Origin of the sequence: Shewanella zhuhaiensis, assembly GCF_022484835.1 — a bacterium.
Classification (GTDB): Bacteria; Pseudomonadota; Gammaproteobacteria; order Enterobacterales; family Shewanellaceae; genus Shewanella; species Shewanella khirikhana.
The window spans coordinates 589588-611189 of the sequence record NZ_JAKUDL010000002.1; the positions used below are offsets into that span (position 1 = coordinate 589588).

At 56.3% G+C, this 21602-nt stretch carries 11 protein-coding genes; all 11 read right to left on the reverse strand.

Annotation, left to right across the window (positions count from 1 at the left end):
* Positions 1–45 precede the first annotated feature (45 nt).
* Positions 46–1761, reverse strand: coding sequence for an AMP-binding protein (locus MJ923_RS08285; RefSeq protein WP_240590678.1), 1716 nt, complete (start codon positions 1759–1761; stop codon positions 46–48).
* Positions 1762–2103: 342 nt separating this feature from the next.
* Positions 2104–3114: a D-alanine--D-alanine ligase gene (locus tag MJ923_RS08290; protein WP_240590679.1), complete on the reverse strand. Its 1011-nt coding sequence runs from the start codon at positions 3112–3114 to the stop codon at positions 2104–2106.
* Between the two features lie 111 nt (positions 3115–3225).
* Positions 3226–5217: an exodeoxyribonuclease V subunit alpha gene (recD, locus tag MJ923_RS08295; RefSeq protein WP_240590680.1), complete on the reverse strand. Its 1992-nt coding sequence runs from the start codon at positions 5215–5217 to the stop codon at positions 3226–3228.
* The gene (gene recB, locus MJ923_RS08300) at positions 5214–9083 is read right to left on the reverse strand and encodes an exodeoxyribonuclease V subunit beta (RefSeq protein ID WP_240590681.1); all 3870 of its coding nucleotides are present in this window, start codon (positions 9081–9083) and stop codon (positions 5214–5216) included. The genes recD and recB overlap by 4 nt, the downstream gene beginning before the upstream one ends.
* Position 9084: 1 nt before the next feature.
* Entirely contained in the window at positions 9085–12651 is a 3567-nt protein-coding gene (gene recC / locus MJ923_RS08305) for an exodeoxyribonuclease V subunit gamma (RefSeq protein WP_240590682.1), read from the reverse strand.
* A gap of 337 nt (positions 12652–12988) precedes the next feature.
* The gene (locus tag MJ923_RS08310) at positions 12989–15022 is read right to left on the reverse strand and encodes a transglutaminase TgpA family protein (RefSeq protein WP_338092219.1); all 2034 of its coding nucleotides are present in this window, start codon (positions 15020–15022) and stop codon (positions 12989–12991) included.
* Complete coding sequence (locus tag MJ923_RS08315; RefSeq protein WP_240590683.1) at positions 15019–16101, reverse strand: DUF58 domain-containing protein; 1083 nt, start codon at positions 16099–16101, stop codon at positions 15019–15021. The genes MJ923_RS08310 and MJ923_RS08315 overlap by 4 nt, the downstream gene beginning before the upstream one ends.
* Before the next feature lie 3 nt (positions 16102–16104).
* Entirely contained in the window at positions 16105–17034 is a 930-nt protein-coding gene (locus tag MJ923_RS08320; RefSeq protein WP_240590684.1) for an AAA family ATPase, read from the reverse strand.
* A 76-nt stretch (positions 17035–17110) separates the two neighbouring features.
* Positions 17111–17887, reverse strand: coding sequence for an EAL domain-containing protein (locus MJ923_RS08325; protein WP_240590685.1), 777 nt, complete (start codon positions 17885–17887; stop codon positions 17111–17113).
* A gap of 173 nt (positions 17888–18060) precedes the next feature.
* Positions 18061–19965, reverse strand: coding sequence for a transglycosylase SLT domain-containing protein (locus MJ923_RS08330; RefSeq protein WP_240590686.1), 1905 nt, complete (start codon positions 19963–19965; stop codon positions 18061–18063).
* A gap of 30 nt (positions 19966–19995) precedes the next feature.
* Complete coding sequence (gene rmuC, locus MJ923_RS08335) at positions 19996–21546, reverse strand: DNA recombination protein RmuC (RefSeq protein WP_240590687.1); 1551 nt, start codon at positions 21544–21546, stop codon at positions 19996–19998.
* Positions 21547–21602 lie beyond the last annotated feature (56 nt).

Below are 21602 nucleotides of genomic sequence, written 5' to 3' on the forward strand. Positions count from 1 at the left end.
TCAGGCCTTTTTGTTGGCTCCGTTGCAGATTAAGACCTCTCCGCCTTATGGTGCTGAGTTAATGTCCTGATAAAGCTCCTGATACATCAGTTCCCGCATGCGGAATTTTTGCAGCTTTCCTGTCACCGTCATTGGGTAGCTCTCAACAAACTTGATGTATCTGGGTACCTTGAAATAGGCGACTTTCTCAGTGAGAAAATGGCGGATTTCCTGCTCATCCATCAGGGCCCCGGGGCGAAGTTTAATCCAGGCGCACACCTCTTCACCGTACTTGTCGCTCTGCACCCCAAATACGGCGGCATCCTGCACCTGAGGGTGGGTAAAGAGCTTTTCTTCGATTTCGCGCGGGTAGATGTTCTCGCCGCCGCGGATAATCATATCCTTAATCCGACCTACAATCTGCACGTAGCCGTTTTGGTCCATTACCCCTAAATCACCCGAGTGCAACCAGCCGTCGCTGTCGATGGTGTCGCGGGTTTTGGCTTCATCGTTCCAGTAACCAAGCATGACACAATAGCCGCGGCTGCAGACATCGCCGGGCTCGCCAATGGGTTGGGTGTTGCCGAACACATCGACAATTTTCACCTCTGTGTGGGCGAGGGCTCGGCCAACGGTGCTGACCCGCAATTCGAGGGATGAGTCGATTTCGGTGAGGTTATTGATGGGGCTGCACTCGGTTTGCCCATAGCCAATCACCACTTCGGTCATGTGCATCAGGGACTGAACCCGTTTCATCACTTCTTCCGGACAGGTGGCACCGGCCATGACACCGGTTCTGAGGCTTGAGAGGTCATATTCATCGAAGTTGGCAAGCTCAAGCTCGGCAATGAACATGGTCGGCACCCCATGTAGCGCGGTGCAGCGCTCTTGCTCTACCACCGCCAGCGTGGTGGCCGGATCGAACGCATCGCCGGGGAAGACTGCCGCTGCGCCGGAGGCGATACACACCAGATTGCCAAGCACCATGCCAAAGCAGTGGTACAAAGGCACCGGAATGCACAACTTGTCCTTTTCGGTAAAGCGCATGCCGCGGGCCACCAGTAAGCCATTGTTCAATATATTGTGGTGGGAAAGTGTTGCGCCCTTGGGGTTGCCTGTGGTGCCCGAGGTGAACTGAATATTGATGGCATCAAAGGGCGACAGCCGGGCACCAATGCCGGTCAGATCGGCATACTCAGCCTCTGATCCAAGGTTGCAGACATCGGGGAAGTTCAGCATGCCCGCTGTGGCGTCGCTGCCGGTGCGGATGACCAATTTGAGCTCTGGCAAACGTTTGGCACTGAGTTTACCCGGCTCGCACTGGTCAAGCTCAGGGGCCAGCTCCTTAAGCATGGCCAGATAATCGCTGCTTTTAAATTTATCGTGGGTAATAAGCGCCTTGCAGCCGACGTTGGTTAACGCGTATTCCAGCTCTTCCGGTCGATAGGCCGGGTTAATACACACCATCACGGCGCCGATGCGGGCGGTGGCGAACTGGGTAAGGCACCACTCAATATTATTGGGCGACCAGATCCCAACCCGATCGCCAGGGCCAATCCCCAGCGCAAGCAGGCCGGTGGCGAGGCGATCGATTTCAGTAAGATAACTGCGATAACTCCAGCGAATATCCTGATGGTGCATGACAATCGCATCGCGATCGGGGAAACGATCGGCGATTTTTTGCAGGTAGCTGCCAATAGTTTCTTCGGTGAGCGGCTCATGGGTGTCGCCGCGATAGAGGCTTTGGCTTAACGGAAACTGATTGGGCGCAGATAGGGACATGTTTGCCTCCATGGCATTGCTTGTAAGGTCTGTCGTTATTGTTGTAACCGACGCGTCTTGTCCTGACGCTGTTGCCGGTGAGCTTTGACTCTAGCCAAAAGCCCGGTGGCAGAACAAGCCTTGATTGCCATTCTTATACTAAAGGCTAATACAATGATTTATGGCGTAAAAATTCCCTGCTAACGGCATGTTGGCAAAAGCCGTTAGCAAAGCCACAAGCAGTTAACGGCTGTAAAAATGGACTCAATTTTGCTCAATAAAAAGCCAGCTGGCGCTGGCTTTAGTGGATGTTTGTTGTTGTGCAGTGCTGAGTAGTACTGATATGCGTGTCAGTTACCCGGCTTATGCACCTTCAAGCTCAGCCAGAATGGCCTTTTCCAGGAAGGTGGTAAAGTCATGGCCGTGATTGGCCAGCATCTTGGGGAACATGGAAATCTGGGTCAGACCAGGGAAGGTATTGATTTCATTCAGCAGGATTTGATTGTCTCTGGTGAGGAAGAAGTCAATCCGCGACAGATGGCGCAGTTTCATGCCTTTAAATGCCCTGAGTGCATAGTCGCGGATGGCCTCAACCGTGGCTTCATCCACATCGGGCGCTTCCACATGGGTTACCGCCTGGCTCTTGGCATCGTATTTTTCTTCAAAGCTGTAGAAGGTGTTGGCCGCACAAACAATCTCGCCCGGGCGGGTGGCCACCAGCTCGCCATCGTATTCGTATACCGCTACTTCCAGCTCGCGGGCGACTATGGTTTTTTCCACCACCACAAAAGGCGCGTACTCGAAGGCTCTTTTGACCAGCGCAGGAATGTCTTCACGCTTGGTGGCCGGGAAGCAGCCCACAGATGAGCCTTGGCTCGCAGCCTTGATGAAGACACCATTCCATTCATCGAATGCGCGTTCTACCCGGGCGATGGCGTCATCGCTGGGCTCGTCGAGGTACAGGTAAGGGGTGTTGGGGATCCCAAGGGCGCTGAACCACATCTTGGCGGTGATTTTGTTGAAACAATTGCTGGATGCTTCTGAGCCGCAGCCAAAGTAGGGCAATTGAATGAGGTTAAACCAGGACTGGATATCGCCGGTTTCGCCGGGGAAGCCGTGAATACAGGGAATGATGTAATCCACCGGCCACGCCGCCTTGGTGTCATCGGCGAAGCGAATGTCGCGGCGGTTGGTCAGCTCGACAATCTCACCTTCCTTGGTGCGGTACTCGCCGTTGGCGCCGAGTTCCAGCCACAGGGTGTTGAAGCGGGGATGGCCACTGAGGCAGGCTTCAAAGTATTTTGCCGACAGTAAGGAAATCTCATGTTCGCTGCCACCGCCGCCGCAAAGCAGCACCAGATTGTATTTTTTCATCTCGTCTCCCAAAGGCGCGTCCGGCGTAAAGGCGTATCCCAAAGCGCGCGAATAATGTCAGCCAGCAGTGTAATGAGCCCACAGGGCGGGCGCAAGGCAGATGACAGAGAATTAATCCGCCTGCCAAAGCCTTGCAGCAAGCCCCGAGGCCCGCTCGGTGCGCCGGTCTATGGCACTCTCAAATAAGGTTTCATTGCCAAGGCAGATAAACTTGTCCTTGGCCCGGGTGATGGCGGTGTAGATAAGCTCCCGTCCAATCAAGGCCTGCTGTGAAGGTGATGGCGACATGGGCAGCGACAGCGCTACGTTTGAAAATTCGCTGCCCTGACTCTTGTGTACCGTCATGGCATAGCAGGTGTCGTGGCCGGGGAGCCTTGCAGGCAGTACCTTCAGCAAGCTGCCATCGCTTTGGATAAAGTGCGCCATCAGCCGAAGATCGTCACGGCCCCTGGGCAGTAAAATGCCAATGTCACCGTTAAAGAGCCCAAGTCCATAGTCGTTGCTTTGCACTATGATGGGCCTGCCGGCATAAAACTCCTGCCGCGGCTGAATAAGCCCGCGCTTTGCCAGTGCCACAGTAATAGCGAGGTTGATGCCGTCCACGGCATATTCACCGCTGCGGGTGGCGCAAAGCACCCGGAAACGGTTGTAACGCTCAAGGATATCCTCAGGCGCGGCAAAGGTTGCCATGGCAGATAAGTAATCACTGTAGGCATCGCAGGCGAGTGAAATCAGCGCCTCGCGACCTTCACCCTCGCCCTGTGGCAGCCATTGCAGCTCACTAAAGCCGTGGCGCCACACTTCGCCAACCCGATTTTTGTCGCCCCGGTTCACGGCCAGCGCTAACTGGCCAATGCCGGCATCGGCCCTGAATCTGTGGCTGTGGGTGAGGGTGCAGAGATTATCGCCAAGGCCGGGAGTTGCCTTGGTGTCTGTGGTGGGCATGAGCGCTGTGCCCGTGAGTGCCTGGATAAGTTCACATTGGCGATGGCTATATTGATAGCCACTGCGGGCGCCTTCGCAGATATCCGCCAGTACGGCACCGGCTTCGACCGACGCCAACTGATCCTGATCCCCAAGCAAAATCAGCCTGCCGTGGGGGGGCAGCGCATCGAGCAGCCTGTCCATCATCGGCAAATCGACCATAGAAGCCTCATCCACCAGCAGCAAATCGAGATCCAGCGGATTTTGCCTGTGATGGCGGAAACGATTGCTGCCGGGGATAAAGCCAAGCAGCCTATGCAGAGTCGCAGCATCTTCCGGCAACGCATCCACATCAGCGGCGGTTATCAAACCGTCAGCCAGGCTCGCTTTAAGGCGCTGCTTACTGGCCTTGATGGATTCACTGAGGCGCGCCGCCGCTTTACCGGTTGGTGCCACCATGCGGATACGCAGGGGCGCTTGCTTCAACAGCAGAAGTAACAGCTTGGTGACAGTGGTGGTTTTACCCGTGCCCGGGCCACCTGTGATGACCGATAGCTGCTTGCCTGCGGCGAGCGCCACCGCAATCTTTTGCCAATCAGGCTCGTTGTTATCTTGCAAGCCTTGCGGCTGCGAAGGCGGGAACAGCAGATCCAACAGCTCGCGGGTGTTAGCGGCAACTGGCACAGTGCCCTGAGCGAGACGCCTTAGCCTCAGTGCTACCCGGGTTTCAAAACCATGATAGCGGCGCAGATACAGGCGCTGTCCATCAAGGATAAGCGGTTTATTGTCGGCATTGGCGGCATCCATTTGCTCCTGCACAGCGGAGGCGCTCTGGGCGGGGGCGTTTTGCCCCGAAAGCGCGCTGCCAACGGCTTCAAGCTCAGAAATCGCCGCAATTAAGGCGTCCCGGCTTAGGGGGATGCGACAGCGTGCACGCATGCTGCCAAAGGGGTTAGCCAGGGTGAGGGTGCTTAAATCCAAACAGGGATGCTGCTGCCCAAGTTGCCTTGATACCAGTGCGCACACCAGCAGCATCAGTGGCGATTCATCCTGATGCAGCCGCGCCATTTCCAGCGCAAAGTGGCGATCGAGAGAGGTGAGTTCGCCCTGTTCTGCCAAATGTTTCAGCAGGGATTTGAATTCGCCGCTGCCAAGCTCCTTGCCTGCAAATTCAATCATATCCGCACCTCATTACCTTCAAACAGCGCATCCAGTGCATCAATCAGCAGCTTGGGCGGACGGTCGAAAAACACCCCGCAGCCGGGTGCAGAGGCCGACATGCCACGCAGGAACAGGTAATAACAGCCACCAAAGTGGTGTTCGTAGTCATAGTCCACCAGTCGGCTTCGCAGCAGCCGGTGCAGCGCCAGGGTATAGAGCAGATACTGCAAGTCGTAGTGATGTTCGGCAATGGCTGAGTGCATTGCCTCATGATGGTAGTGGGCCAGAGAATCCCCCAGATGATTGGACTTGTAGTCGGCAATGTAATAGCGGCCGTCGTGGCAGAAGGTGAGGTCGATAAAGCCTTTGAGCATGCCGTTCAGGGTTTCAAAGCCAAAATCACTGCGGTAACGGTAAAGCGCCAGCAGATCCCCAAGGGCGCGCGCTTTAAGCTGGGTTACCGGCAGGTAAAACTCCATTTCAACCAGCATGTTAGTGTGGCTTAGTTGCTGCAGTGCGAATGCTGGCGCTGACAGTGGGTTAGCCTCATTGTTTGATAGCGGCGCCGCCATTAAATCCTGATACCAGTCAAGCAGCACCGACTGCCAAAGGTCATCGATACCGAACTGTGTCATGGCCTGGGGTAACACCTGTGGCAAGGTGCTGGCCACATCATCGAAGCGAATGAGCTCAAGCACCTGGTGCATAAAGCTGCCCGCATTGGCGCCGCGGGGGAAGCTGAACCGGCTCGGCAGTTCATCGGCGGGGCTGCTCAGAACGTTATTTTTGCTATCAACTAAATCAATTGGAACCTGATTTGGCTGCGGCGGGTTACTCATTGAGGCCAGATTAAATGAAATCTCTTCCAGTGAAAATGATTCATCTGATGCGCCTGGGTGCTGGCTGGTTAAACTAAGTCCATCTTCAAACAAGGTGCTGTGGCTGCTGCTTGATAACAGGCCAGCAGCGGCTGTTAAAGCTCCAGAGTCCCTAAGTGAATCAGGATCCGAAACCAAACCCGAGCCAACGGCGGGCGCCGCTGGGCTATGGGCTGGCTTACTGTGGGCCGGCTTGCTGTGGTCAGCATCGCTGTGAGCCACCAAAGCTGAGTAGCTGCCCACCCGCCAGGGAATTTCGCCGCGCCGGTCCGGCACTCTTGCGGCCAATTTCAGACCCTGCTGGCTGTCGACGTTCGCAAGGGCGCGGTTATCATTTTCAATCACCTCCACCACGGCAATAGAGTCTGCCGCCAGGCGCATGGCAGCGGCGCGCAGGGCATCGCCATCGCAGTCTTTGCTGTCGATACCAAGCAGGTACCCCAGTGCCGTTTTATGGACTTCACTGCTTATCCCGGCCTTTAACATGCGGCTGTGGTTGGCAAGGCCGAGTCGGCAGCCATAAATCGGCCGGGTGAGCGCCACGTACAATAGCCGCAGATCTTCACCGAGGCGCTCGGCATCATAGATTTCAACCCCTTCGTCGGTCTGCTCAATATCCCACACCAGGCCGTTTGCCTCGTGGTACAGCAGCGGTGAGGGCTTGCCACGGCTATCCCGCGCCAAACTTAAAAACGGGATGTAACAGAGGCCATATTCGAGCCCCTTGGATTTGTGGATGGTGACAATCTGCACCAGATTCTGCTCACTCTCGAGCCTCAGTTGCTGGATTTCATCGCCGCTCGGGCTTGCCAGTGCCTGCTCGTACCAACCGAGCAGGGCGCTGATGCCATCCAGACCGCTGGCGGCTTGCTCCAGCAGCTCGCACAGATGACGAAAATCGGTCAGGCGCCGTTCTGCCTCATCTTCACTTTGCAGCCGCTGCAGCAGCGCCGTGTCGTCGGCAAATGCCATCAGCGCCGGCATGACCCCTTGCTTTTGCCAGCGCTGATGCCAAAGCTCAAATCGCTCAAGCTCTTCGGCGCGGCGGTCTTCATCCTGATTCACCCTGGCAATATCGCTGAGGGTATAGCCCATCAGTCGGGTGGCCATGGCATTGCGAAGGCGCTTTTCATCGCGGGGATGGGCCAGAGCATACAGAAGATGCATCATCTCCTTCGCTTCCGGGGTGGCAAACACGTTGTCACGGGAGAGAAACACCGCGCCTATGTTGCGCTCGCCGAGTGCTTTTTTGATAAAGGCCGCCTCGTTCCTGTCGCGCACCAGTACGGCAATGTCTTTTGCCATCAGTGGCCGCGATTTATCGGACAGCCTGGCCCTGCCTTCGGCGGCGAGGGTGAGCAGCCTTGCGATATCGGCGGCGGCATCATTTGCCATCAGGGTACGGGCGGTTTGCTTGTTCAGTCCTTTCACGGGATCTTCCGCAAGCAAAGCGATTTCAAGGGCAGCGCCGCTGGCATTGCCATCAATCAGCAGTGCCTTATTGCCCCTGTCGGCGGCATTCACAGGCTCAAACGGGATTTCATCGGTTAAGAACACCCGCTCACGGGCCATAAACAGCCGGTTGACCGCATCCACCATCGGCCTGGAAGAGCGGTAGTTGGTGCCAAGGCTATAGTGGGCGGATGCGGCGCGTCTTGCCCCCAGGTAGGTGTGGATGTCGCCGCCGCGAAAGGCGTAAATGGCCTGCTTGGGATCGCCAATCATCAACAGGCCGCGGGCTTTGCCTTCGGGCCGATAAATGGCATTGAAAATAGCAAATTGCAGCGGATCTGTGTCCTGGAATTCGTCAATCAGGGCTACCGGATAACGGGCTGCAACTTCGGTGGCGAGCCGCTTGGCAATGGTATTGTCGTCTGCATCCGGCGCTGACTCGCCGGCAGCCGACGAATGATGCCCATGGCCCAAGGCTGCCGCGAGTGTCAGTAGCAGATCGTCCGGCGCCATCAGGTTGCGCTGGGACTTGAGTGCGACAAATCGGGCGCGGATATCATCCCGGGCCAATAACAGAAATGCTGGAATAAGCCCTTGGTGAGCCTCGATAAACTCACCAATTTGTACCAGCAGTGGCAATGCATGGGGTTCTGGCAGCACGCCGCCCTTATTGAGTTTGATGCTGTTGTAGGCCAGCGCCTGCATGGCTTTGATAGGCGGCTCCCCCTGACCGCGGGCAGCCCAGGCGTCCAGCGCCGAAGCATGGGCGTTCAGTTTGGGGAAATCATCGGCGGCCTTGCCATAACTGGTGCCATTGAGTGGCAGCTTTTTAAGGGTTTCTATCGAGGCCTGGCTATCTCTTTGCCAGGCAAGCCGCAGCCGTGACAGACGCTGATTGTAGTCGGCTGCGAGCGAGTTAAAGCTGCCCGGACGGGTTTTGGGATTTGCCATCCGCGCGCCAATCAGCGCGCGAAGCCCTGCGCCGAGTGCCTTGGGGGATGGGTATTTGGTATGCACCATGGCCGCCATCTCAGTGGACAGCGGATAGCAGTGAGCCCGCCAGAAATCCGCAACCGCAAGCTCCAGATATTCACTGTCATCGAGGGTAAACTCACTCTCGAACAGCAGCGCAGATTCAAATGCCATATCCGACAATATCCGCTGGCAAAAGCCGTGAATGGTATATATGGCTGCTTCATCCAGGGTCTTGAGCGCCAAATCGAGCTGACGCAGTGCAATGGCGGTATCGTCAATGGCTGCAACCAGTTGCAGCAAAAATGCATCGCCGGTTGGCTGACCAAGCACCGCCTTAAAGGCTTCAAGCACCCGGCGACGGATGCGATCGCGCAGCTCACTGGTGGCGGCATTGGTAAAGGTGACCACCAGAATTTCTTCCACTGTGCAGGGGCGTGGCTCACCTATCCCCAACAGCAGTCGTAAATAGAGGTTGGCGATGGTGTAGGTTTTACCGGTACCTGCGCTGGCCTCAATCAGGCGTGCTCCCGACATGGGCAGGCTGAACGCATCCAAAGGCTGGCTGACTATGGCTGACATATTACTCTCCAGTGCTCGGCTGCTCGCCCGGGGCGCGGGTGGGTTGGTATCGGGGCGCTATTGATGCAGGAGATGCGATAAAGTCGCCAAGCTCACCGAGTTTGCCGCTGTGACACAGTGCCAGCAGCGGCAGCCACAGGTAGGCGGCACGCTGCACAAAGTCGTCGCTGACAAAGTCCTCCGGGAAGCGCAGCAGGCGTTGCTGGTGGGGCTCATTGGCTTCTCCAAGACCATTGCCGTCCTGCCACACCTCTTTCAGGCGCGCTTCCAGGCTGCTGATGTCGGTATCGCCTTCAGCAAGGGCTTCGGCGGCCGCCATGGCCATGGCTGGCACCAGCGTGGATGGTTGCTGCTGGGCGGCCTCATAGATACCGTAAAGCGCGTTTAATCTGGCAAGAGCCTCACTGGCATTCAAAGGCGCCATGGCGTGGAAGTGGCCCACATCCAGAAGGAAGCTGAAGCCGCTGTGATTTGCAGCGCAAAGACACAGATGCCGCAGGTAAAGGGCAAGAAAATCCTTTGGTTTGGCGCTGCCTGGGCGGGTGACAAGCAGCCCCTTGGGGTAAACCTGCTCCAGCGTTCCTGTGAGGGTGATACCGCAATCCAGCAGCAGATTGAGGCTCAGCGTTTCACCGGTAGCATCGCCCATCAAAAAACGGCTTCGCTCCAGTAGCGGCGCCAGATCGCGGCAATAACCTCTGAACATCAGGCTATCGAAAGGCGCCATGGGCATCAGCCCCTGACCGCCGAGGCGCTCGCCCAGCGCATCCAGGGTGCCGGGCTCGAGGCTGGGTTCAACCGCCAGCGCCGTTTCCAGCATCTGCAGCTGCAGCTGATAACGCTCTAGGGCATTGAGCTCAAAGGGCTCGGCATCTTCAAGGGCATCGAGCCGCAGTGATAAATCGAGCCTTAAGCGCCGCTGGCAAAAAAACTTCACCGGATCGCGGAAAAAACGGATTAAGGAGGCGATATCCAGGGTGTTATCGTCGCTGTCTTCACTGTTTTTGTCGCCGTGCTGTTCGGCTTCACAGAGGGGACCATCGATAAAGGGCCTGGGGGAGAGCACATTGGCAGGGCACCACTGGGCGGCAAAGCTGGTGGTCAGTGTCGCTGCATCAGACGTATCTTCTTGTTGAAACAGCTTCACATCAAAGGGTTGCAGCGGCTGCTGCTGAATAAGTCTTGGGGCCAGACTGGCATCCGCTGCGCCGGGAATAAAGGCGCTTAGCTCACAGCAGTCCAGCAGCTCGCTGACCAGCATAGATGGCGTCCGCTCGCTGTCGTCCCGCTCGCTGCGACCGACAAAGCTGATATAAAGTTGGCTGCGGGCCGACAAAAGCGCCTCCAGGAACAGGTATCTGTCATCGAGCCTGCGGGAACGATCGCCCCGTCTGGCACCGGTTCGCGCCATCAGATCGAAGCCCACCGGGTGCTGCACCCGAGGGTAGACGCCATCGTTCATTCCCAGCAGGCACACCAGCTTGAACGGGATGGAGCGCATGGGCATCAGGGTGCAGAAATTAACTGAGCCTGCCAGGAAACGCTGGCCGACCCGCGATTCGGTGAGTTTGCTGCCAAGGTGTGCCTTGAAGACATCAAGTGGCAGGCTGTCCAGCTCTCCTGCTTGCAATAGCATCTCTTTGGTTTGATTGAGGGTATCGCGGATCTGGCTGATATCATCCAGGCTGGTGTCGTCGGCTTCGAACAGGGTACCGAGCAGGGTAAACAGCAGCTCGAATTTGGCCTCCAGGCTCGCGGCATCGCCAAAGTCGTGGCTGAAATTATCCAGCACTTCAATAAAATCGAGCAGCTTACCGACGCACTGGGCCTGCTGACCTTCAATGCCGGAAAACGGTAAGGTGCCCTGATAAAAATCGGCCTCATCACCCAGGGCGTACCCCAGTAAGATCCGCCGGATCCCAAAGGCCCATGAGTGTTTATCAAAGGCTGGCAGCCCCAGCGCCTCGCGGCTTTTGGCATCCCGGCCCCAACGCACACCGGCTTGTTCCAGCCAGTCGGTAAGCCGTGCCAGCTCCTCTTCATCAAGACCAAAGCGGGACATCACCGCCGGCACTTCCAGCAGACTTAAGATTTCCGTCAGGCCAAAGCGGCTGTCGGTGATATCAAGCAAGGTTAGAAACGCATGAATAATGGGGGATTCCTGCGCGGCGCCCCGGTCGGCAATGGCATAAGGAATGTAATGCTCGCCGCGTTTTGAAGCGAATACCGCATCGATAAAGGGCGCATAAGCTGCCACATCCGGCAGCATCACCACGATATCCCGAGGCGCGAGCGAGCCATTGGCACCGCTTAACATGGCAAGCAGATGGTCGTGCAGGGTTTCAACTTCCCGAAGTGGGCTGTGGCAGCTTCGAAGGCACAGGCTGTCGTCGCCGGGCTCTAGTGGCAGTTTGCCTTCTTGCTGCTGATACCGCTCGAGGGTGGCGCAAAGTGGGCTACCGGCAACCTGCATATCGAGGATATCAGCCTGCAATCTGCCAAGCAGAGTATGTGGTTCAGGCGCCTGATATTCGCTGTCGTCTATTTCGAGATGCGTTTCCGGCAAACTGAACACCAAATCGAGCAGTTCACGGCCCATTTTGCCGTTTGCCGCCAACAGCGGGTTGCCGACCTCCAGGGTATCTTCCCAGTGGGCGGGCAGCATCTTGTCTTCGCTGTACTTAAGCGCAAGTCTGGCACGTTGCCGTGGGTCGAGAATATCGCCCCAATATTGGCGACAGGGGCTGAGGCTTAACATGGTTACCGGAATGCGGCAGCCAAGGGCATGCAGTACCTCAAGGGTTTGCGGTGGCAGTGATGAAATACCAAACACAAACAATCTGGAAGGCAGGGCATGCAGCGAGGTGGCCGGGTTTCTCAGCGCTCTGACAAGCTCGGCGTGCAGGTTGGCCCTGTGCCAATGACTGTGGCCAAGCTCGTCGCGATTGTATTGCACCAGGGCGCGCCAGAGGATGGGTTGCCAGCGGCAGTTATCGGCTACCTCGGTTTGATTGGCAAAGGGATTGATGGTCAGTGGCGCATCTTTGTCGTAATTTTTGTCGTAGTTTTTGTCGTAATTGTCCAGCGAAAACAGCGGCTGCTGCGGCGCTGCATCTATGTGCTGCTCCCAGGCAAGAACCCAGTCCGGACGGTACACCAGATACTGATCGAAAATATCCGCAATACGCCCGGCCAGTTGGAATAGCTTTAACGGCGACTCCTGGGTGAGATAGTCTTTCAAGGGCTCAAAATGGGGGGCATCGACCAGCCGTGGCAGCAAGGCCATCAGTTTCCAGGTCATGGCCTCCTTGGTAAAGGCGTTTTCCTTGGGAACCCCCGGGATAAGGGCGTAGCACAGCGACCAGATAAAGTTGGAAGGCAGCGGAAACTCAAGCGCACCGGCAATGCCGTTGTGCGCGGCAATCTCAAGTCTGAGCCAGGTGGCCATGCCGGGGCTTTGCACCAGAATATGCTCGGGGGAAAGCACATTGGCGCAGCTGTGGGTCAAGTCTTTGGCCAGCCGCGCGGCGAGGCGTTCCATCTGGTTGGATTGAACGAGTGTGAACATGCTTTCCCTTTTATCTGGTTGCACGGCGTCTTTCCCGCGCCAATGCTAAGGCTTTCCCGCCGCAATGCGAAGACTTGACGGACATGTCGATTAGGGCGGTTTTCATTGCATTCACAGCCCCAGGAAGCTGCAAACAGCGGCCAAAATTAGCCGACTGTTATTTCAAGGCCGCAAAACAAGGCCGCATACGCTAAGCCTTGTCGTCCGTAAGTAAAAAATGATTGTATGAGACCTACTTAGCCGGTTCAACCGCCTTGGGTTTAACCGTTGATGCTTCGAGCAGGATTTTTGCGCCAGCAGCGGTTTTAAGGCCTGAGTTTGTTAAATGCGTAAGCGCCTACGGGGTCTGAGTCAGTGTGCCTTGCTTACGGATCGCCCGGGCGAGGCGGCGGCTTTGACGTACAAACTGCTTCTCGGCGCTCTTGCCGTGATCTTTGTTGTGGCCGGTATTCTGATAGCGCAGTGCCGTAAAGCGGCCTATCCAGTGATTGATGGCAGTTTGCATCCCTGGCAGTGCCATGGCAGCGCGCTGGCTGTAATCGATAGGGCCTTCGCCGGGAGCCCGTGGCAGAGCGATATCAGTTAAGGCGCGCTCAACCAGCAAAAAGCCCTTGATAGGGGCGGGGCGTTTTGGCGGCAGCCGTAAAATACCGGCCTGCCAGGCTAGCAGCAGAATAAGCGCGGCAACTGAAATCACAAAGGCAATCAAGCGGGAGCGGTTCACGCTGCCAAGTAATTGATTCAGCATGCCTTCACGGCGCTCATTGTCAAAGCCCAGGACCCAGACACTCCAGTAATAGTCGATGCTGGCAAGGCGCATTCTAAGCTCGTTAAGCCAGGGGATTTCTTTGACCCGGTGGGGGCTGAACAGGTTGTCGGCAAGGTAGCTTTCGTCTGAATCAAAGGCGGCATCGAAGCCATCCAAAATCCGCGACGGCGCTATCATGGCGGTGGGGTCGAGTCGCACCCAACCTTTGCCATCGAGCCAGACTTCACTCCAGGCGTGGGCCATGTACTGATAGACACTCACATATCCGCCGTTTGGATTGAACTCGCCGCCCTGATAGCCGGTTACCATCCGTGCCGGAATACCAGCTGCGCGCGCCAAAAAGGTCAGGGCAGACGCATAGTGCACACAAAAACCCTGTTTATTGTCGAATAAAAAGTCATCGATTTGCGCGCTGCCAACCGGCGGGGGCGACAGGGTATAAAAATACGCCTCCTCACTGAAGCGGTGCATTACCTGATTTAAAAACGCGTCGGCAGAGGGATATTGCTGCCAGATTGCCCTGGCAAGTTCGCGGGTTCGTGGATTGCTGTTTGGCGGCAGTGACAGATTAAGCTGCCGCACTGGCTCGGACAGACTTGCATCCATGGGAATGCGGTACGCTTCTGCTCGGTACTGGAAACGGCCATCGAGTTTTCGCTGGGCCAGCAAACGATAGTCGGGCAGGTTAAATACGCCGCTGCTGGCGGAGAAGGCCACATCCAGTCCAAACAGCCAGCGCTGACCACTGGGCTCAGCTATCACTTCATAGCTTAAGGCCTGCGCCGCGGCGGGCTTATCACGGCCGTTGCCAAGCATATAGGCTTCACGCTCCCAGAGCTTGATGCCATCGTCCTGACGCCAGTGCTTGCCATCGTAGTCTTCAAGCACCAGAGCGCGCCAGTAAAGCTCAGGGTTTGCCGGGGGCTGGCCATCGAATTTGACCCTGAATGCCAGCGCATCGGAGCGGGTGAGTTTGCTGATGTCGCCAAAGCCCACTTCATCAGACAGCCCCGTGGTAGCCGATTTGAGGCTTGGCACCATCCACAGTGGCGGCAGACGTGGCAGCACCAAAAATAGCAGCAGAGCCAGTGGCAGGCTTTGCGCCACCAGTTTAAAGGACAGGTAATCGGATTTGCTGCGGCCAAGGTACAAAGACAGCAGCGCCTGGGTATTGAGCCACACCAACGCCAGTGCCAGTGCGGCGGCGCCGATTCCCTGACTGTCGATAAGATTAAGTGCTATTAAAAAGTAACCCACCAAAATCACGGTGCGCACATCGCGCTTATCGATGATTTCGATAGTTTTCAGGCTGTAACCCAAAATCAGCAGGTTCATCAGCGCGTTAAGTAGGCCGATTTGGCTGCCAACCAGTGCCAGGGTGATGGCGGAGGCGATGCCTAAGGCGGTTACCAGCCAGCGCGGCGGGCGGGCAACCTTGCCAAAGAAAATTCCAAGCCGCCACACAAGGCAGATAGCGCTGATCCCAAGTGACCAGGGCGTGGTTTTATCGGCAAGGGGGATGACCAAGGCAAAGTGGGTCAGCAGCAACCAAAAGAGGGTGCTGCGGGCAATGATTTCTTCAGGACGTTTGGCCCACATCATGATGCGGCCTCTTTATTTTCGACGGCTTTGTTATCAGCTGCCTTGGTATGGACGCGGTTTTGTGTCTGGGTGTCGCCATCTGCTGGCTTTTGCTTATCAGCTTGCTGCCCCCGGGTGAGCAATTCACGCCGATAGGGTGCATCGAAGGTGGCCATGGCAGTCTGGCAGGCCAGGCGGTGTGGCTCTCCGCTGCCGGGGGGAATTTCCTCCCCGGGGAGGATAAGGCCATACACCTGCTGGCGCGCGGCAAGCTCATCCACCCAAAAGGACAGCAAGGACAGCCGCTCTTCAAGTGTGCCTTCTTTCAGGGAGTCCAATGCCAGCCACTCGGGCGCGCCCTGTGGTCGGGCAAAATCCTTGGAAAGCATCCCCCGGCCCTGGGCAAGTTGCTTCCAGGCAACCTGCTTGAGCGACTCACCGGGGATGTAGGTTCTAAGCCCCTGATATTCATCCATGCCGGTAACCAGCAACCCGGCCTCGTTTTCACTGCCGGCTTCTGCGTGGGCAAAGGGCGGCATCTTGCCTTCTTTATGGCTGGCAAATACCGGATGTTCGATGGCGAGGTCAACCCAGGTCCAGGTGCGCATCAGGCCCAAGGGAAAGCGGGATTCGACTTTGAGTCGTCCGGGGTTTAGCAGCCCCCGTTTTTCGGTGGGCACAGGCACCAGCACAGAGGCGTCTTCATCAAACACCGATAGATACACGGGCGTGACCCCTGGATAGGCCAGCGCCAGTTGATGCACATCGCGCGCGGCACTGACCGACAGCGGCATTGCCAGGGTTTCACCGGCGTAGATGGGGGGCAGCGGTCGCCGCTTGAGGGTAACCCCTTCCAGATTGCGGTAGCTGTATATCATGCAGGTAACAAACAGGCTGGTCAGCAGCAGAGAAATAGCCAATATCAGGTTGTTCTGATGATTGGTGCCGAGCAAATACAGCAGTAACGTCAGCACCAGCCACGCCAGACCAAAGCCGCTGGGCAAAATGAAAATGCCTTTGTGGCTTAAGGTTTGCTCGGTCGAGGGCGGCAACCGTTTGGCTAAAAAGGGCTCCAGGCGCCGTGCGAGAGGTTTTGCCATGGGTTAACGGATAGGGTTAACACTGGCAAGAATACGCTGCGCCAGGCTTTCACCCTGATGCAGACTGCTGCTTCTTAAGCGATGCTGCGCCACGCACACAAACACGGCCTGAATATCTTCCGGCACCAAAAACTGCCTTCCGGCGAGGAAGGCCCAGGCCTTGGCACTTGCCAGCAGCGCCTTGGTCGCCCGGGGCGACAGACCATAGCCCTCGCCCTGAGCGCGGGTTTCTTCCACCAGTGCCAGCAGGTATCCAAGCACGGCATCGGATGCACTCACTTTATCGACCTCGGCCTGCAGCTGCATCAGCCCCATTGGGCTGACACACTGTGGCAGGCTGCCTGCGGGATCTTCGCCTTTGCCTTTGAGCATGGCGAGTTCAGCTTCCCGGCTGGGGTATCCCACGGAAATCCGCATCATAAAGCGGTCGAGCTGTGACTCCGGCAGGGGGAAGGTGCCCGATTGGTCGGTGGGGTTTTGAGTGGCAATTACAAAAAAGGGTTTTGGCAGCGAATGGGTGTTGCCATCCACCGTGGTTTGACCTTCGGCCATGGCTTCCAGCAGCGCGCTTTGGGTTTTGGGGCTGGCGCGGTTGATTTCATCGGCCAGCACCATCTGTTTGAACAGCGGGCCTGGGTGAAACACAAATTGATTGAGGGATTTATCGTAAATCGACACCCCCAGAATATCGGCGGGCAGCATATCACTGGTGAACTGGATGCGCTGATAGGACAGACCCAGGCTTTTGGCCATGGCCTGACTGAGACTGGTCTTGCCCATGCCGGGCAAATCCTCGATAAGCAGGTGGCCCCTTGCCAACACGCAGGCCAGTGCCAGGCGGATCTGCCGGGATTTACCAAGCAGTACCCGTTCGAGTTGCGCAATTAGGTTTTCAAGCTCAGTGGCGTTCTTGGCGGCGGTATTATCCTGCATGTGATCCCTTCAATCCTTAATGGCCTGGATGTGGGTAAGACACCCGAGTTTGTGGCCTCAGTTAACCCTGCATTAACTATGCGCAATTTTGGCTGGTCATTCCAGCGCTGATGTTATTTGCGGCAAGTTCGTCCAGAAGTCCGACAGTTTTATCCGAAAGTAATTCTTTTACCATGGGTTTTATGAATTGGGCCTGAAAAAGGAAGCCTTGTGCCAGGGTAAAACCAATAGCAGCTACCGCTTGTCGCTGTTGCTCGGTTTCAATGCCCTCGATTACGGTGAACTTACCTGTGCTGTGGGCGTAGCCGACCAGCGACTCGAGTAGCTTACGCTCGGGGCCAATATGCAGCCGGTTTAGCCAGTGGCGGTCGAACTTAATCCAGTCCACCCGAGACAACAGCTCCAGCGACAACATAGCGTGGGGGGCGCCAATGTCATCCAGCGCTACGGCAATTCCTGCCGCCTGTAAGGAGGATTGCAGCGATAATGCCATCAGCGCATCACTGATGCAGGTGTTCTCAATCAGTTCAACCACCAAATCGCCCCGCGCCTGCAGCATGGGCAGCAGCGCTCCCTGAAGCTCTGGGGTCAGGCTGTGGGGGTCGAGATTAACAAACAGCGGCGCCCCCTTTGGTGCCAGTGAAAGTTGCAGCCGCTTGGCGGCAAATTCGGTTTCGGCCAGCGCGGCCGGGCAGGCGTGCAGACAGTCAAACACCCGATTGGGCGCTATGGATGAGCCATCCTTGGCATAAAAACGAGCCAGGGCTTCATAGCCTCTGGGCTTGCCGGTTTGCAGACAGACAAGCGGCTGAAATTCACAGCCCAACATCAGGGCAGTTGCGGGAGAGCTCATGGAAATCAACAAAAGTTGCAAAGTTTGGAATGGTAATTATTATCATTAATGGCGGTGGCGCAACCCAAGACAAAAGTTTTACGGTTTGAGGCGCGCTGATTGCGCTAAAACTGAACAGGGAGCCACTGGGCTCCCTGTTTGAGATGGAAATTGACTTCGCGATTAAAGCGAATTTAGTAACTGAAGTTCAGCTCCGCATCGGTAAAGAGTGGTGCGGGCTCGCCTTTTCTGTGCTCATAAATCAACCGGTAGCTGAATACCGCCTGCACATATTCGCGGGTTTCCCTAAAGGGGATGGACTCGATAAAGGCCATCACGTCCAGCTTCCCCTGTGTGCGGGCAAGCCAGGCATCGACCCGCGAGGGGCCTGCATTATACGCCGCCGTGGCCAACACCCGGTTGTTGTTGTAACGCTCAAGCAGGGAGGCGTAATAGGCGCTGCCAAGGCGAATGTTGTAGGCAGGTTCATAGAGTTCCGCTTCACCCTTGTACTTAAGCCCTTGCTTTTTAGCGGTTTGCTTGGCGGTGGCGGGCATCAGTTGCATCAGGCCGCGGGCACCCACGCCAGATACTGCCGCAGGATTAAAGGCACTTTCGCGGCGGGCAATGGCTCTTAGCTCCTCTTTATTGAGCTTATGGGCCTTGGCTGCCTTGCTGAACCCCTCGTCTTCGGCATTGGGGAAGCGCATCGACAGATCATCCCAAAACTTGCCCTGAATAGAGGCGTCTACCGCCAGCGCGTACAAACCTTTGGATTCGGCCCAGCGGCCATATTCGGCTTTGCGCTTATCATCACCGCGGCCTAAAAGCTGCAGCCATTCACTGCGGGCCTGTTTGGGGCGATCCAATGCCAAAAACTCCTGCATGCGGGCAAAGCCCTTATCGCTTTTCAGGGTTGGCAGATCAAAGCCGGTTGCGGCAGGGGTGTGGTTTAGACTTGGAGTGCTCTTTTGCCGGTCAGCGAGCGCGAAACCATAAAAGCTGCGGTCCGCCAATAGGCTTGCCTTGGCGTTGGCAATGGCGTCTGCGTCCTGCCCGAACAGGGTTTGCCAGTACTGCCAACGGTCTTTGCCAGCGGTGTCAGCGCTCAGCAGCGGCAAAAAGCGGCTGAAGGCGTCTTTGTCGTTGTCACGCAGTGCCCAGCGAAGCCGCATCTCGGTTAAATCGTCAGAGGCCAGGGCGGGGAGGTGTTTATCGCAATATGCCTGCAACGACTCCTCCTGACGGATCAGTGCCCGGCGCACGAGATACGCATGCAGCTCTTTAGCCTGAGTCTTGCTGAAACGGCCGGCCTTTTCATATTTAGCCATCAAGGCTACGGCTTCTTTAAGATCTTTACGGGCCAGAGACTTAAGCGCGAGCTCCACCATTTCGGCCATCACAGGGGCCTTGGCGCGATAGCGCTCGGTATGGCGCAGGTTGCGAGGGTCTTTATAGAGTGCCAGTAACTTTTGCGCTTCCTTGGGATAATTGGTGACCTTCTGGGCAAGATAGTTCAGCAATTTGCCTTCACGGGCCTCGAAGGCAAGGAACATCCGGCTCCAAATCATTTCCTGAGTGCGGTAGCCCGCCTTGGTCCACAGGTTGAAAAGGGGATCGCACTCTTCCGGACGGGAGCGGCCATCAAGCCAGAGTCTGCGTGCACCATCGTAGCCTTCGCTGGTGGCACCTGTGACGATTTTGGCCTGATAGAAGTAGCACTGCAGCACGGTATCGCGGGGAGCATCGGGGCTCAGGGTAAGAAAATCGCCCCAACGGCCCGCGGCGCCAGCGGTTTTCAAGTAGCGATAGCGGGCGCTGCCCAGCAGCGGGGTATTTTCAAATTCGCCAAAAGCCTTAAGCGCCTGGTTGCCTGATACTTTTACCAGCTCGTCCATGTTGGCATTGAAGTCCAGATACACCGTCAGCGGATAGTCATCCAACTGTTTGCGAAGGCGTTTAAATGTGCTGCTATCGCCCGCGCGCAGGGCCTTTTCAGCCTCGACAAACTGGCGACGTTGCTCCTGAATGTCTGCCTTGGCGGTGGCCGAAAACAGCACCAGAGAGCTGAGACAAATGCCGTAAAACTGCTTCAGCATGGGGAATAATCCTCCGTGATCCTGATGTCTCTAATTGGGTTGCAATCGGGGCGCCGAAGCGGCGCTTTCCTGTACGGGTGACTCGGTCAAGTCGTCCTCAAAATCGTCGAGGGTCTCATCCAGCGCCTTGTCCAGCAGCTGTTTATCGAGCTGCTTGCTGCTTTGAACTCCAAGTTTGTGCATCTGGTGTGCCTGACGAATAAGGTTGCCGCGCCCGGATGCGAGTTTCCCCATGGCGGACTGATAGCTTTTTTGTGCTGTCTCGAGCGAGCGGCCCAGTTTTTCCATTTCATCCACGTAGTTGCACAGCTTGTCGTAAATGCGACCAGCGGCATTGGCAATCTGCTGGGCGTGCTGATTTTGATACTCGTAACGCCAGATATTGTGGATGGTGCGCAGCGCCACCAACAGGTTAGTGGGGCTGGCCAGCATGATGTTGTGCTCAAGGGCAAAACCCACGAGGGACGGGTCTTGCTCCAGCGCCAGCAAAAAGGCGGGCTCCACCGGAATAAACATCAGTACATAGTCGAGGGTTTTCAGGCCATGTAGCTTGTGATAATCCTTTTGAGACAAAAGCTTGATATGGTTTCGCACCGATTGCACGTGCTCTTTGAGTGCGCCCTGGCGTTCAAGCTCGTCAGTCGTATTGAAGTAGCGCTCATAGGCGGTGAGGGACATCTTGGCGTCTATCACCACGTCTTTGTCGCCGGGCAGGTGAACCACCACGTCGGGTTTGAACTTCTGACCGTTGTCGGATTTGAGCTCCTGTTGGGTGTGGTATTCGTGGCCTTCACGCAGGCCGCTTTCTGTCAGCACCCGCTCCAAAATCACTTCGCCCCAGTTGCCCTGTTGCTTATTGTCACCCTTAAGTGCGTTGGTGAGGTTAATGGCATCCTGACTCATGCGCAGGTTAAGCGCCGCCAGCTGTTCAAGCTGATGCTTAAGGGTGCTGCGCTCTGCTTGCTCGATTGAATAGGATTCACTGACTTGCTTTCTGAATCCGTCAATCTGCTGCTTTAATGGTCCGATAACGGTATCGAGTTGTAGTAAATTCTGGCCCTTTAACTGCTCAGCTCTTTGTTCAAAAATTTTGTTGGCAAGATTTTCAAATTGCAACTTAAGCCGCTCTTCGGCTTCTTCGAGCAGCGCCAGCTTTTCTTCAAAGCCTTTACGTTCAACCTCGAATTTGGCGCTGAGACTCTGCTGCATCGCCTGGGCTTTGGCGGTTTCGAGCCGGGCTTCCATGAGCTGGCGACCACTGTCGGCCAGGTTTTGCTCTAGGGTTGGTAAGCGGCTGGCCTTGGCATTGGCCTCACCCAAACGCTGGCTGACGTCTTCGAGGCGGCTTTGGAGAAAATTAACTCTGTCTTCTTTGTCATCGAGCTGAACCTTGGCTTCTTCAAGCTGGGTTTCCAGTGTATCGATGGCGGCTTGATGCTGGCTTTGACGCATGGCATCCAGGCTGTCCCAACGTCTGCGGGTAAGAATTTGATTTCCCAGGGCGCCAATCATCAAAAAGAGGCAGGCAATGGCGGCGATGGCAATCCACTGGGGAACGGAAAAAAGCTCAAGCGGGGTCATGGCGTTCCTAAATCGGGTCCGATGGCGCTAAGCTTGGCATGGGCGATTACCCCCTT